Consider the following 13,528-nt stretch of genomic DNA (forward strand, 5'->3'; position numbering starts at 1 on the left):
AGGTTTGTATAGTTCATAAACGTCTGTCCGAAAAACTGGAGGACATTCATTAAAGATAGGAAACTAGATTTCCTGTTTTCAATGGATGTCCTTTTTTATATAGAAAATGAGAGAAGGTATTGGAAATGGAAAACGAAAAAAAGAAAGAAAAATGAAGCTTCTAATCAAATGGAAAGGGATCGGTATCGGACAGACAAACGCAGGGGTGCCATCAGTCCGGTAGAGCCAAGTCTTTATGTACAATATGCTTATGATGAATTAGAACGTCAATTTCCTAAAGAAGAAGGAGGTGCCAGGACACATGTATAGAAGAAGTGATATGCCGGTTGTTGGTGAAAAAAAGACCAAAAGAGAAGTCGAGAAGGCGATTTCAGAATATCGAGATTTCTTAATCACACTTCCTATTTTTTTAATGCCAAAAGTGACACCATCCTATTCTCTGGTTCCTCCTTCTAATACCAATGCGTTTCATTCCAGCACTGAACTTGAACGGATTGAATTTGAGCAAAACCGGGCCGATTGCTTAAATAAAATGCACGATGCGGTGAATAGTTTGAAAGACATCGAGAAAATGATCATCGTAAAAAAGTATCTGCTCCATGAACAACATGGTTACGACCTGCTAATTTGGACAGAATTAGGGTTAGGAAAAACCAAGTATTATGCCATTAAAGGAGAAGCAATGTTGCGCCTGGCCTTTGCCTTAAAAATCGAAGTCTATAAAAAAGGGGGGGTGTTGGATGAACGTCGTCCAACCCATTCGTGATAAGGTCCTGCTGCAGGACATGAAAGACTTCCTGAAAAAGAATAATGAACGTAATTACATCATGTTTTTACTCGGGATCCATACGGGATTGCGTATCTCGGATATTCTTCGTTTGCGTGTGAGGGATGTGTTGGGATGGGATATTGAGCTGAAGGAAAAGAAGACGGATAAACATAAAGAAGTGAAGATGTCTAATGAATTGAAACGGGCGATTCAAAGTTATGTGAAAGACAAACCCTCGTATGAATATTTGATTAAAAGTCGAAACGTAAAAAACGAACCGATTACAAGGGGAATGGCCTATGTGATTTTGAGTCAGTTGGCGGAGGAATTCAGACTGGAACGAATCGGGGCCCATTCCCTTCGAAAGACGTACGGGTATAATTATTACAAGAAATTCAAAGATGTCGTAACCCTTCAACAAATCCTGAATCACACGGATCAACGAGAAGCCTTAATTTACATAGGAATAAAACAAGATGAACTCAACAAAATGCAGGGGAAAATCGATTGGTGATTTCCTCTTTTTTGTGTGTTCTTTTTCTTTTTCTTTTTTTCCTATTTAATTCGCCTCAACCTGGTGGTTGTTCAATTCATTTTTAGGAAACGTGTTAATCCCTTGGGACTGTAAGATAAGGTGTGTGCCTTTGAATTATACACAATCTGGATTATAGCTAATTCAAAGGGGTATTTAAACCTCATTTTAAATCGAAAAGGCAAAATAAAAGCTGACAAATTAATGTCTATATATTCGCGAACGATTTCCGAACGATTCGCGAACAATAAACGGACACTTATTCATTTTGGATGTGCTAAAGTAATAGTATGGAAGTTTTGAAGAAGACTTCTAATAAATAAAAACATGCACAATTAAAAAGTCGTATATCGTATGAAAAGGTAGGTATGGCTATTCATAAACTGATTAACTTTAATACAGTTTCAGAAGCAGTTGGTGTATCAAAACCATATTTGTACAAGAATCCAGCAATTCGAGGGCGTATCGAAACACTACGCTCTCAACAAACAAAAGTACAAACCCCAAAGGCAGTAAAACAAAACATGAACGATGAAAATAAAGATGTTTGATTGAAATTCTGCGAATGAAAGTGAAAGAGCTTGAAAACAAGAATAAAGATTTGACTAAACAACTGAAGAAGTTCCAAGGAAGTCTCTACGATCAGATTTAAAAATCGGTTTTCGTTATTAAAAGACCAATTTGAGATCTTAAGAGTGTTGGTTAGAATCTATCAACTAGGCGTTCAGTATTGGAGTGCCATTAGGGGGAAATCATATGATCTGGGCTTTTATCATATTCTTTTTAGCTATATTTGCAATGGGAGTCATTGGTGCACCACAATGGGGGCTTTTTGTCTTGTTGTTCCTTTTTTTGGCTTACTTTTTTATATTTTACTACTATCCAGTTCTTTTTGGAAAAAATGCAGATAAAATTAAGCAATACTTAAGAAAATCAAAAATACCGAATTATCAATTCATTTACCAGCTACTTTACAGTAATGAAGCAGAGGCGGAAAAAACACTGAATCGCATCAAACAGAAAACAGCTAGGAATCACGCAAACGTCATGCTTCTTACTAAGCAAAAAAAGTACAAAGAGTCAAAAGCACTCTTATCAAAAATGAAGGATAACAAAGACAAATCCTATTATGGTGCTGTTATTTCCCTTCACGAGGGTAACCAAAACTCCTATAACTCTTATAAAGAACAGATAAAGGATACCGTATACCTCTCCTGGCTTGAGGCAGAGGAATTAGTTCTTGAAGGATACAAAAATGAGGCGATTGCGATATTGGATGAACAGATAAAACACTTGAGAGGGTTGAAATTACTTTCTGCCGTACATTACAGAGATTCAATGACTCAGGATGAATAAATAGAGGAGATCCTTATGACAGAAGGCGAAGAATATTTAGAAAGTACCCAGAACTTAGAAAATGGATAAATCAATGTGGTGCTTGTAATGATATTGGATACAAACCTGAATTGCCACTTGAACTATCAACTTAAGGCGGTGAAACATCAGCCGCAGCTAAAAACCTTAGAAAGTTTCTTAAGGAACTCCCTTTAAATGAGATTGGTCTTTGTGATGTTTGTAAGAAATTTATAAGGTGAGTTTAATTAAATTTTGTCTTAAAAACGAAGATAAAGCGAACGAACGAGAGATTGAGATCGAGTTTGAAGAACTTGAAATCCAGGAAGAAGAATACGATATCAAGATGAATTTGGTTTGCTACTAGGGATTGAAGAAAACAACCGAATAAAGCCAGCTGGCATAATGGAGTTTGTCACTCCTGCAGCAAGGAAGCAGTTCTATAACCAGTATCAAGATTTAATTGTAGAGGAGAACAAGAAATTCATATACTTGGACCCCAAGATTAAATGCAGAGTTAAGTTCAGAAACTATACGAAGAATGGTTTGCTACGCATACCTTCTTTTGTTGAATATATATCATAACCGTCTATCCATTGGGTAGGCGTTTTTTAATGAAGTATATTCTTTGTAAACTTGGCATACAGTCTTACATGTCCGCTAACAAATAAACGTTCATGTAAAAGTCTTGTGCCTAGTTTAGTGTGAATAAATACCGGTGAATAGTCCCTTTTGTCGAATTTAGTCAACTAGGAGGGAAGGAAGAATATGAAATTATCAGACGTTGGATTTAAAGGTCAAGTTTTTGGATTTATAAAGTTCACATCTTATGTTGAAAGTTTCTTGTCTGGAGATTTATATATGAACAATTTCAAAAAGTATATTGATATGGAAAGTGTTTTGGGAGAAAAAGGTGTAGGAGACAAATTTGAAGCAGCACATGTTTTTACGGAATTAACATTGAATTTCTTTACTCAAGATACCCATGAATTAGTAATGTCGGGGCGAACTAAGAAGATGAATTTTAGAAAAAATATAAATGAAAAAAGACCATTATATTGTATGTTTGCAATTGTCGGCGATATGTTAAAAGTGGTTAAAGAGGATGAAAAGTATTACTATACTAAATTTGATTTACCTAAAGAACAAATCGATAAAATGATTAGGGAGTTCGGAGATAGATTAATTTTTGTTAACCCATCGCAATTTATTGACAGAATTACTAAAACATTTAATGAAAAAGGATATGCTTACAGAGGGGGGGTGGTAAAGTATGATGATTATAACATCAATTCCTCAGCTAGGATGAGCTCTTATAAAAATCAAGGGACAGATATTTATTTTTGGAAAGATAAATACTTTGAAAATCAATATGAATATCGCATAGTTCTCACAAATCAAGAAGTTGATGAAGCTTTAATTGTGAACGTAGGTGATATTTCAGACATTAGTACTATATTTAATGCAAATGAATTTTTCAGTGATAAATTTGAAATAAGATTACGAAAGAAATTGAATCTAAGCATCCATTAATTGGGTGCTTTTTAATTGCTCTAAAACGAGATTCCTAAAGAAAATCTTTAAAGAAAATAAATAAAGAAAACCCTCTGAATTGTTCATTTAGGTTTATATCATCGGTAATAAAGAAAAGGGGAGGCATTCAAATTGGCGGTGTTGTCTCAGAATTAATAAGGGAACATAACAATGTTTTTGGATGGGTCTACAAGTATTTAATGAATATGCCTGGGCACAATAACCTTAAAAGGGGTGTGCTGATGAAAAAAGAAAATCGCTCTTCTGATGAACCTACAATTGCTGAAGGAATTAATACAGAAGATGAATTGAAAAGAGATGCTACTAAAGAAGAGATTGATAAAGGCGATTACACGAAAGTAACCACTTTGTCTCTTGATGAGAACGATCCTAGTAAAAACACCGTTTCCCGCGGTGTTTTTATTTTGGATAAGAAAGGTGTTCAAGATGAAGTTTGCTGACCATCATTTATCTAAATTGGACATTCAGAAGTTTAATCAACTTAGAAGAGGCAGCACAGAGTAAACCCGAATCCAAGCCTAAGAGAAAAGAAGAATTAAATTTTAAAGATGTTAAGGAGTTAATGGGAATGAATCGTGATACCTATAAGCGTGTGAATGGATCTGTTAGGAGGAAATAAAATTGTGAAGTCTAAATTAAAAAGCACCTAATAAAGGTGCTTACTAGTTATATATCTTTTTAAAGTAATGAACAAACATAATGTTCATTACAATTTCGACTATAGCAGCGATAATTACATCGATCAGATTAGTTTCATCCATAGAATGATAAGGTGCAAAGAATTCTATATATATATAACCAATGATAGTTAAAAGTATGGTCCATAAGATGTTCCGTAAAAACAGCGGAATCATTAAGCTAAAAAAGGGCAAGAAGAAATCTAAATCTTTTCTACTTCTCTTTTTATAAATACTGATTAAAAGAAAGATTGCAATCACATTGATAATAATAAACAAAAAAAGATCAATAACATCATACCTATTCATTGAAGAAGGATTATAGACTACAGGAAGTGAAAGCACAGTAAGAGCAACTATTGCCCAAAAAGTAATGCTGTAGCTTTTCCTTTGTTTGTCATTTACTGTTCTTTCCTTTAAGGCCGTAACGAGTTTGTTAATATTCCAGATATACATGGTTTTCTCCTTATAGTAGATTATCAGACTAATTATAGGTTAGGGTTCACTGAAAAGCTATCTTTATTAAGATAGTAGGGGGAGGTCTTGGGTCTATTATGATCGTGATATTTCATGGGTAAGCAAGCTCACTATAATAAATACAAGCGTGATAAAGAAGCCAAGAAGTTCTATTACTCATCTGCTTGGAAGAAGTTTCGTGCAGTTGTATTTGCGAGAAGTTGCTGTTAACTTGGCAGAGTACAAGACAGAAGAACAGAAGCGTAAGTTTTACAAGTCAGGTGAATGGAATAAGTTAAGGCTCAAAGCTCTAGAGAGAGATAACCATGAGTGCCAACAGTGTAAGCGCGAGGGAAGAGTCCATGTGGATTCAGTTAAAGTGGAGGGTGAACGGAAAAGTATCGAGTTGAATGTGCATCATAAGTATGAGATTGAAGATTATCCTCAATTAGCTTTTGTATTGGATAACTTGGAAACACTGTGCTTGAACTGTCATAACAAAATACACAATAGAGTATTTAGAGACAGAAAAAGTAAAAATGGGATGACGAGAGATGGTAACACCTCCCACCAAATTGTTTCAATCATCAAAAAAACCCCGGGGACCGGGGAGGGGGTCGTTTTCTCAGATTTATCATCAATTTTTCACGTTAGGGGGGTGGGTACATGGCGGTTAAGATCACGGTACTTAAAGAACAGGTAATGAACAAAATAAATTTGGATGATTTGATCCAGGTTGAGAAAGTGGAAAGGTATATCGATTTGGTCAAGTCTTTTAGAAGGGTTAATAAAATCATTATCAAAGAGGGCGAATCCGTTACAACGAAAAATGGATCCCAGTCTTATACTAAAGCCCCCCCTGATTGGTGAACGGAATAAGATTAATGCATCTTTATTGAGTATAGAAAAGTCATTTGGTTTCGAGGGTGAAAAGGAGATCAAGCATAGCGCTAGTGACCTTATATAATTTCAAATAAATACGTTGATAAATATATTGACTTGTATGAGTCGGGTAAAATCAAGCTCAATGAAGAGCGTGTAATGTTAATTGATTATCTACAAGAACACGTGTTGATACGTGATGATATATATTTTGATGAAGAACTAATCGAAAACTTTATAAAATTTGCAGAGAAATGGTACTTCCCACTAGCGCCTTTTCAAATATTTATTTCGGCGTTTGTCTTTCTTTTTTATAAAGAGGATAACGCTGTTTTTTATGAGCAATTTCTAATCATGATGGCTCGTGGTGGTGGGAAGAATGGACTTATATCTGCATTGAGTCATTTCTTTATAAGTCCTTTGCATGGTATCCCAAGGTACAATATCTCTATTGTTGCCAACAATGAAAAGCAAGCAAAGGTCTCTTTTAGAGAGGTTTATGAAACAATCGAGTCGCATGAATTATTGGAAGACATGTTTTATCGCTCAAAAGTTGAAATAACAGGAAATGATACAAAAAGCGTATTGCAATACCACACATCGAACGCAGGATCTAAAGATGGCCTTCGTGATGGGTGTGTGATCTATGATGAGATTCACCGATATGAAAATTTTGATGTTGTAAACGTATTCTCTAGCGAACTTGGAAAAGTGCCGAATGCTAGGGAATTTTTTATAGGCACGGATGGATATGTCCGTGAAGGATTCTTAGACAAAATGAAAGAACGCGCCATGAACATCCTGGAAGGTAAAGACCTAGATGACCCTCTATTCCCTTTCATATGTAAAATTGATGACCCTAAAGAGGTTGACAATCCCGAGGTATGGGAAAAGGCGAATCCTATGTTTAGTGAACCGAGAAGTTCTTATGCAAAGGGATTATTCAAAAAGGTACGTACCCAATTTAAACAACTAGTTAATAATCCATCTAACCGTGAAGAATTCATGACCAAACGGATGAATCTTCCGGAAGTGGACTTAGCAAAAAGTGTTCCCAGCTGGGAAGATATCTTGTCCACAAACAGACCATTCCCTGACTTATCGCACCGAACCTGTGTAGGCGGATTGGATTTTGCCAATATCAAAGACTTTGCTGCAGTCGGGTTGTTTTTTAAAGTCGGTGAGGATTAAGTTTGGAAATCCCACTCATACGTTCGTAAAGGATTTTTGGATACTGTTAAGTTAAAAGTACCTAGCAAAGAATGGGAAAGCCTAGGACACCTCACAATTGTGGATGAGCCTGTTATTGATATTCGTTATATTGTTAATTGGTTTATAGAGATGCGTGAGCTATACGGACTGACGAAAATTGTAGCTGATACCTTCCGTTTGGATTTAGTTAGGACTGCATTAGAAGCAGAGGGATTCGAATTAGAATATATCCGTAATCCTAAAGCTATTCATTCATTATTAGCACCAAGATTAGAAACAATGTTCGCTAAGAATAATATCATCTTTGATGACAACCCACTCATGCGTTGGTATACCAATAATGTCTATGTTCACATTAAAAAGGATGGGAATATCTGAAAAAAGACGAATTTAGAAGGAAAACAGATGGATTCCAGGCATTTAGCCACGCTTTATTTAAAGCAGATGAAATTTTAATGGATGATGTGGACTTTTCCTTGGATGATATAGATTTTTAAATGGCCCTGTTAAAGGATGTTGTTGATTTTCTTTTTGAACTAACTGGGAAGGGTATTGAAAGAAGGTGTTACTTTGGTGAACTAAAGGGGCAGTTAGTTCAATAAGAACTTTAAAACGCCTAAATTAATTAATATTCCATGCCTTTTATCCTTTATTACTTAAGAGAAAGGGAGATTTGATGAAACAACTATCCCATCATTTGCTGCGACCTTTGTAACCTAAAATCGATTGGATGATGAATTTATTTCTTTTTATTATGAATTATTGATTTTAGTAGACGCTTGTCTATTCAATATTTTAATACAACCATATTTTATAGTAAGTATTTGAAAGAGACTAGTGATGATTTGATAATTATGATGTAGCAGTTATTATTTTAGCCTTTAATAGGTAACCAAAAGGGAGCGTTAGGAATGGCAGATAAAACATTCGATGTAAAAATCAGTGACGATTTACACAATAAAGTTATGCGAATGATAAATTCAAGTGGAGTTACGTCAAAAGAATGGTTTGAAAAGGCGGTAGTATTAACTGAAATTCATGGTTTAAACATAGCTGTAGGTGATCATAATGAATACTTTTCAGAACTTGAAGTCCATACGACTCGTATTCATGAGTTAGTGGCTAACATGATTAAACGAGAAGTTTATTTAAAAGAGGAATTAGCAACAAAAAATGAAGATATAGCTTCAATTGCAACAAGCCTTGAATACAACAATAAAGAAATTGCAGAACTTTATAAGCAAATAGAGGAAATGAGAACAACCAATGAAAATAATCAATCATTGAATGGGTTGTTAAGCAGACTAGTAGCTGAGCAAGAAATACAGCTAAAAGATCTAAAAGAAGTAATTGGCACCAAAGAAAAAGTAATTGTGTCATTTGCTGCAAGTCTAGAAAACAGCAAAATGGAAAATGCAGAACTTCATAAGCAAGTAGACGCAATGAAAGTCACCAATGCAAATAATCAATCATTGATTGGAGAGTACAAAGAAAAAATTAATTCGTTAAGCGGGCTAGCATTTGAACGAGAAGTGCAGCTAAAAGATTTAAAAGAGGTATTAGCTGCAAGACTTGAAAACAGCACAAAAGAAAATGCAGAACTTCATAAGCAAGTAGACGCAATGAAAGTAACCAATAAAAATAATATATCATTGATTGGAGAGTACAAAGAAAAAATTAATTCGTTAAGCGGGCTAGTAGTTGAACGAGAAGTGCAGCTAAAAGATTTAAAAGAGGTAAGTGCTGCAAGACTTGAAAACAGCACAATAGAAAATGCAGAACTTCATAAGCAAGTAGACGCAATGAAAGTAACCAATGCAAATAATCAATCATTGATTGGTGAATACAAAGAAAAAATTGATTCGTTAAGCGGGCAAGTAGACGCAATAAAAGTAACCAATAAAAATAATCTATCATTGATTGGAGAGTACAAAGAAAAAATTAATTCGTTAAGCGGGCAAGTAGTTGAACGAGAAGTGCAGCTAAAAGATTTAAAAGAGGTATTAGCTGCAAGACTTGAAAACAGCACAAAAGAAAATGCAGAACTTCATAAGCAAGTAGACGCAATGAAAGTAACCAATGCAAATAATCAATCATTGATTGGTGAATACAATGAAAAAATTGATTCGTTAAGCGGGCAAGTAGTCGCAATGAAAGTAACCAATGAAAATAATCAATCATTGATTGGTGAATACAAAGAAAAAATTGATTCGTTAAGCGGGCAAGTAGACGCAATGAAAGTAACCAATGCAAATAGTCAATCATTGATTGGTGAGTACAAAGAAAAAATTGATTCGTTAAGCGGGCAAATAGTTGAACGAGAAGTGCAGCTAAAAGATTTAAAAGAGGTATTAGCTGCAAGACTTGAAAACAGCACAAAAAAAAATGCAGAACTTCATAAGCAAAAAGGCAAAATGAAAGCAACCAATAAAAATAATCAAACATTGACTGAGTACAAAGAAAAAATTGATTCGTGGCTAGCATCTCCATTAACCAACCATCAAAGTGAACCACAAGCTAAAGAAGAAAAATCGTTGCAGAAAGCAGAGTGGAAATCTCAAAAGAAAAAGCTTAAACAATTGCTGAAAGAGCACCCAAATGCGAAAGAAAACGAATTAGCGGAACTATTAGGGGTAGACAGTTCATATGTAATCGAGCTTCGAAAAGAATTTTGAATTTGAATAATGTGTGTCGCCCTTATATTAATTGGAGGATGCAATATAGTAGACCACAGCAAGTGGTCTCTTTTCTTTGTTTAAAAAATCAACATTAATGATGCAGAACTTGAAAGACGTATCGGAAAAATGAAGGCGCAGCAGTTAAGTGATAAAGCCTTAAAACGTGGTGCCCAAGTATTTATAAAGGAACTAAAAAGTCAATTTGCATCCTTTAAAGATACCGTGTCATCCAATGAAGAAAAGAAAATATCAGAGCCGATGTGGGTGAGCGGCGTTCGCACTGTAAAGGTTTATTGGAAAGGACCTAAAAGTCGCTATAGAATCATTCATTTAAATGAATTTGGCACAGTGAAAAATCCGAACCCTAGAGGTAAAGGAGCCATTGCAAGAGCCATGCGGAATGCTGAAAGTTCTTATCGTGAGGCTATTAAAAAGGAGATAAGGGAGGGGATTTAATGGATGTTCTAGGGATGATATATAATGCCTTGATTGCAGACTCGTATATTAAAGAGAAAGCACCTGGAAGAATCAAATATTATGAGTTTCCCGGAACTGGAGATGTTACAGCACCATATATCATCATAGATCCATTAGATGTCCCTCTTCCTAAAGATTTCGCAGATGATACATGGCTGACATATGATTGCCTATTTCAAATAGAAGTTTGGTCAAAGAATAGGATGGCCACAAACGAATTATCCGGACGTATCCGCAACGTCATGTGGAACTTTGGTTTTTCCCAAGGAACGGGTGCGGGTGAATGGGATGAAGATACAGGTATTTTTCGAGATGCAAGAAAGTATCGAGGGAAATTGTATAGAGACGATTTAGACACTTTATAAGGTGTCTTTTTTTATTATTTAAGATAGGAGTGATTAATTTGGCAGAAGAGAAAAAAAGCTATAGTGCATCAACCGGTGTGAATGAATTTTATTATGCGGTTTTAACAGATGACGATGACCATTCATTTACGGGTGGTGAAATTACCCGGATTAAATTTCTACAAAATATTGAGGTAGAAATGCCGCAAGAAGCGATGAGGGCGTATGGGGATAATGGTACAGCTGAAATTGCTATTTCAGGTGGAAATGTAACAGTATCCACTCAATTTCACAAAGTACCCATTCAGGATAAGAATATTTTATTTGGTTTAGAAAAAGTGGATGGTCTTTCTTCCATTGGCGGTGAGGATGTGCCACCTTATGTGGCAGCGGTATTTACCAAGACATTTGAGGACGGCTCTAAAGAATGGGTGGGGCTTACATAAGGAATGTTCATGCGTTCTAAAATTTCCGGTAAAACCAAAGATGAAGAAGTAACTGGAGAATTTATGGAGCGTTATGTTGAAGGGGCCTCATCTGAAAAATCTGTTCTGTTTGGAGCTGACAAAAAAGGTGTAACAGACAGCCGGGATTCTCTATTCCAAAAGATATTTGGCAAGCCTTATCGAGGAACAAATGATGGAAAGCAAGGTGGCGTTGAAGGATAATGACAAACTTTAAAGCTGTTGTAGTTGAAGATATCCACGCTAATAGATTAGTAGTATTAGCTGTCAAAGAAAAGGAAAATGAAATTAATATTCGTTTAGCCCAAGAAGGAGAAGTCCCTGACTTTTTAGCAACAAGAGCGATCAAAGAAGGCGAAGGGGTCTATGTAACTATTAAGAATAGAGAAACGTGGCAGGTCGAAGCGGGAGCAGACATTCAAGCAGGTGTTTCTGTTGGGACTGGTGAAGATGGAAAAATTGTTGAAGCTCTTGGAGAGGATGCGCCTCCTATTATCGGGTATTCAATAAATGCGGCAAATGCAGGTGAGGTTGTTAGCTATGTCCGTAATGTAAAAGGTGGAGGAGAAGGTGTTCCGGGTCCGCAAGGCTTAAAAGGAGACAAAGGGGACAAGGGTGCTGATGGATTACCGACGGAAGAACAATGGAACGAATTAGTAGCGAGAGTAGAGACACTAGAAGGATAAAGAGCAGGAATATTCCTGCTTTATCTTAATTTTTACTTTTAGTGAAGGTTTTAAAGAAACAATTTACTGTCCTTGACACTTCTTTCAACTGGTGAATTACTTTCATTAAAGGCTGTTTATTTAATGAAGTAAATCTTTTGTTTCTGGGTTCAATTTTGTAATTGGTAACCAAATGGAAATATTTGTTTTTATGTGAATAAGTCGAAAATATATAAGGGTGAACAAAACCTTGTATCGACTTGATGCAAAAGTACCAGTTTTATCATTCACAACTGTACTTGAACTTAGGCTCTGTCTGAATATAAAAGGCATTTCTTACTTGTGCACTCCAATTTGCAAAGGCTGATCTCCATTCAGGAGTGTTAAAGAATTGATCTACAGTTTGAGTTTCAGAATGCCAAACTATAAATAGGTTGAGTGGGGCAATTCCTCCTGCCCAAATTCCATTATTTGCGTCAGTATCTTCTTCCCTTACTAATAATAAGGGTAGACCAAATTGAAAAGCCATTGAAGGTTCTACTTGTGAATAAACTGATCCTTCCCAGAACGGAGTGGATGGTGGAAGGGGTCCCTCATTGACGCCAACTGTCTTAATTTGAAAACGACGGAGGTTTACTGCCAACATTCCATAGCTTGATGAAACTAACCGACGAATATCGGTTAAAATGGCTTCGGGATAACTTTCGCTTAAAGGTAATGTACGTGGAAAAAGCAAAGCATTCTCAATCTCAAAAATTAGACGGTTTAGAAACTGTCGTTGGTTATCATTTAAATGAGTTGTCGTACTTAAAAATATGGGAATACGATAAGCACGGTCAATACACTCTTGGTGTGCCGATCCTAATTTTGCTTCATCTTTGCGTAAAGAGCTATGCTCATTATCACTCACTTTCTCTTCATCCTTGCGTGAAGAGCAATCCTTTTTTTTGCTCACTTTCATTTCATCCTTGCGTGAAGAGCAATCCTTATTTTTACTCACTTTCTCACCTCCTTTTTTTAATACTATATAGAAAAGGAATAAGTTATCTTGGACATAGTTGCCTTGATGGCAACCTTTTAGCCTTTAAGGCTAGTATTTTATCTTTTGGTTCTTTCTTTTTCCCTTTTGTTTTGATTCACCTCGAGATTTCACCTAATTTACCACGCTCTATTTGGATACATTTGGTGCCACTGTTGCCAAGAACCATGAGGATGGTGCTGATGCCACTGTTGCCAAGGTACGTAAGGATGTTGTTGGTGCCACTGTTGCCAAGAACCATGAGGATAGTGCTGATGCCACTGCTGCCAAGGTACGTAAGGATGTTGTTGATGCCACTGTTGCCAAGTACTGTGAGGATGGTGCTGATGCCACTGTTCCCAAGGTACAAATGAGGAATGTGATTGTCCATTAGGCATTAAATTCACCTTCTTTTTTATTAATTCTTCATAGTTTATGTAGATTAGT

General features: G+C 35.9%; 16 protein-coding genes and 3 pseudogenes. 16 read left to right on the forward strand and 3 right to left on the reverse strand.

All coding sequences use genetic code 11. From position 1 onward, the window contains the following. The first annotated feature begins 81 nt into the window (after nt 1-81). The 7 genes from NST21_RS09705 (at nt 82) to NST21_RS09735 (ending at nt 4,648) form a co-directional block, all read left to right on the forward strand. A complete protein-coding gene (locus NST21_RS09705) occupies nt 82-309 on the forward strand; it encodes a hypothetical protein (protein WP_340888842.1) in 228 nt (75 codons plus the stop codon). Then, nucleotides 302-766, forward strand: a complete 465-nt coding sequence (locus NST21_RS09710) for an ArpU family phage packaging/lysis transcriptional regulator (RefSeq protein WP_340888843.1) — start codon at nt 302-304, stop codon at nt 764-766. The genes NST21_RS09705 and NST21_RS09710 overlap by 8 nt, the downstream gene beginning before the upstream one ends. Beyond that, a complete protein-coding gene (locus NST21_RS09715; RefSeq protein WP_340888844.1) occupies nt 741-1,283 on the forward strand; it encodes a tyrosine-type recombinase/integrase in 543 nt (180 codons plus the stop codon). Before NST21_RS09710 ends, NST21_RS09715 begins: the two co-directional genes overlap by 26 nt. 386 nt (nt 1,284-1,669) lie before the next feature. Next, nucleotides 1,670-1,852, forward strand: coding sequence for a DUF6262 family protein (locus NST21_RS09720; RefSeq protein ID WP_340888845.1), 183 nt, complete (start codon nt 1,670-1,672; stop codon nt 1,850-1,852). A 205-nt stretch (nt 1,853-2,057) separates the two neighbouring features. Further along, nucleotides 2,058-2,657 carry a hypothetical protein gene (locus NST21_RS09725; RefSeq protein WP_340888846.1) on the forward strand — a complete coding sequence of 200 codons (600 nt, stop codon included), beginning with the start codon at nt 2,058-2,060 and terminating at the stop codon, nt 2,655-2,657. Between the two features lie 765 nt (nt 2,658-3,422). Beyond that, nucleotides 3,423-4,187 carry a hypothetical protein gene (locus NST21_RS09730; protein WP_340888847.1) on the forward strand — a complete coding sequence of 255 codons (765 nt, stop codon included), beginning with the start codon at nt 3,423-3,425 and terminating at the stop codon, nt 4,185-4,187. A gap of 242 nt (nt 4,188-4,429) precedes the next feature. Beyond that, on the forward strand, nt 4,430-4,648 hold the full coding sequence (locus tag NST21_RS09735; protein WP_340888849.1) for a hypothetical protein: 219 nt from the start codon (nt 4,430-4,432) through the stop codon (nt 4,646-4,648). A gap of 222 nt (nt 4,649-4,870) precedes the next feature. Here the strand turns inward: NST21_RS09735 and NST21_RS09740 are convergent, their stop codons facing one another. Next, the gene (locus tag NST21_RS09740) at nt 4,871-5,341 is read right to left on the reverse strand and encodes a hypothetical protein (protein WP_340888850.1); all 471 of its coding nucleotides are present in this window, start codon (nt 5,339-5,341) and stop codon (nt 4,871-4,873) included. 232 nt (nt 5,342-5,573) lie between these two features. Between NST21_RS09740 and NST21_RS09745 the strand changes: the two are divergent. The 9 genes and pseudogenes from NST21_RS09745 to NST21_RS09785 all read left to right on the forward strand — a co-directional run bounded on the left by NST21_RS09745 (nt 5,574) and on the right by NST21_RS09785 (nt 12,084). Next, nucleotides 5,574-5,902, forward strand: a pseudogene (locus tag NST21_RS09745) (HNH endonuclease). A 105-nt stretch (nt 5,903-6,007) separates the two neighbouring features. Beyond that, nucleotides 6,008-6,308, forward strand: a pseudogene (locus NST21_RS09750) (P27 family phage terminase small subunit). After that, a pseudogene (locus tag NST21_RS09755) lies at nt 6,305-7,932 on the forward strand (terminase TerL endonuclease subunit). The pseudogenes NST21_RS09750 and NST21_RS09755 overlap by 4 nt, the downstream one beginning before the upstream one ends. Before the next feature lie 414 nt (nt 7,933-8,346). Then, nucleotides 8,347-10,110 carry a hypothetical protein gene (locus tag NST21_RS09760; protein ID WP_340888851.1) on the forward strand — a complete coding sequence of 588 codons (1,764 nt, stop codon included), beginning with the start codon at nt 8,347-8,349 and terminating at the stop codon, nt 10,108-10,110. 93 nt (nt 10,111-10,203) lie between these two features. Next, nucleotides 10,204-10,569, forward strand: a complete 366-nt coding sequence (locus tag NST21_RS09765; RefSeq protein WP_340892488.1) for an HK97-gp10 family putative phage morphogenesis protein — start codon at nt 10,204-10,206, stop codon at nt 10,567-10,569. Continuing rightward, the gene (locus NST21_RS09770; RefSeq protein WP_340888852.1) at nt 10,569-10,955 is read left to right on the forward strand and encodes a DUF3168 domain-containing protein; all 387 of its coding nucleotides are present in this window, start codon (nt 10,569-10,571) and stop codon (nt 10,953-10,955) included. The genes NST21_RS09765 and NST21_RS09770 overlap by 1 nt, the downstream gene beginning before the upstream one ends. Before the next feature lie 38 nt (nt 10,956-10,993). Then, nucleotides 10,994-11,380, forward strand: coding sequence for a major tail protein (locus NST21_RS09775; protein ID WP_340888853.1), 387 nt, complete (start codon nt 10,994-10,996; stop codon nt 11,378-11,380). A gap of 9 nt (nt 11,381-11,389) precedes the next feature. Further along, the gene (locus NST21_RS09780) at nt 11,390-11,602 is read left to right on the forward strand and encodes a hypothetical protein (RefSeq protein ID WP_340888854.1); all 213 of its coding nucleotides are present in this window, start codon (nt 11,390-11,392) and stop codon (nt 11,600-11,602) included. Further along, nucleotides 11,602-12,084, forward strand: coding sequence for a head fiber protein (locus NST21_RS09785; protein WP_340888855.1), 483 nt, complete (start codon nt 11,602-11,604; stop codon nt 12,082-12,084). The genes NST21_RS09780 and NST21_RS09785 overlap by 1 nt, the downstream gene beginning before the upstream one ends. 262 nt (nt 12,085-12,346) lie before the next feature. Here the strand turns inward: NST21_RS09785 and NST21_RS09790 are convergent, their stop codons facing one another. Together NST21_RS09790 and NST21_RS09795 are read right to left on the reverse strand one after the other, a co-directional pair. Continuing rightward, complete coding sequence (locus NST21_RS09790; RefSeq protein ID WP_340892489.1) at nt 12,347-12,973, reverse strand: hypothetical protein; 627 nt, start codon at nt 12,971-12,973, stop codon at nt 12,347-12,349. A 258-nt stretch (nt 12,974-13,231) separates the two neighbouring features. Continuing rightward, on the reverse strand, nt 13,232-13,435 hold the full coding sequence (locus tag NST21_RS09795; protein ID WP_340888856.1) for a hypothetical protein: 204 nt from the start codon (nt 13,433-13,435) through the stop codon (nt 13,232-13,234). Between the last annotated feature and the right edge of the window lie 93 nt (nt 13,436-13,528).

Origin of the sequence: Peribacillus sp. FSL K6-1552, assembly GCF_038005205.1 — a bacterium.
Taxonomy (GTDB): domain Bacteria; phylum Bacillota; class Bacilli; order Bacillales; family DSM-1321; genus Peribacillus; species Peribacillus butanolivorans.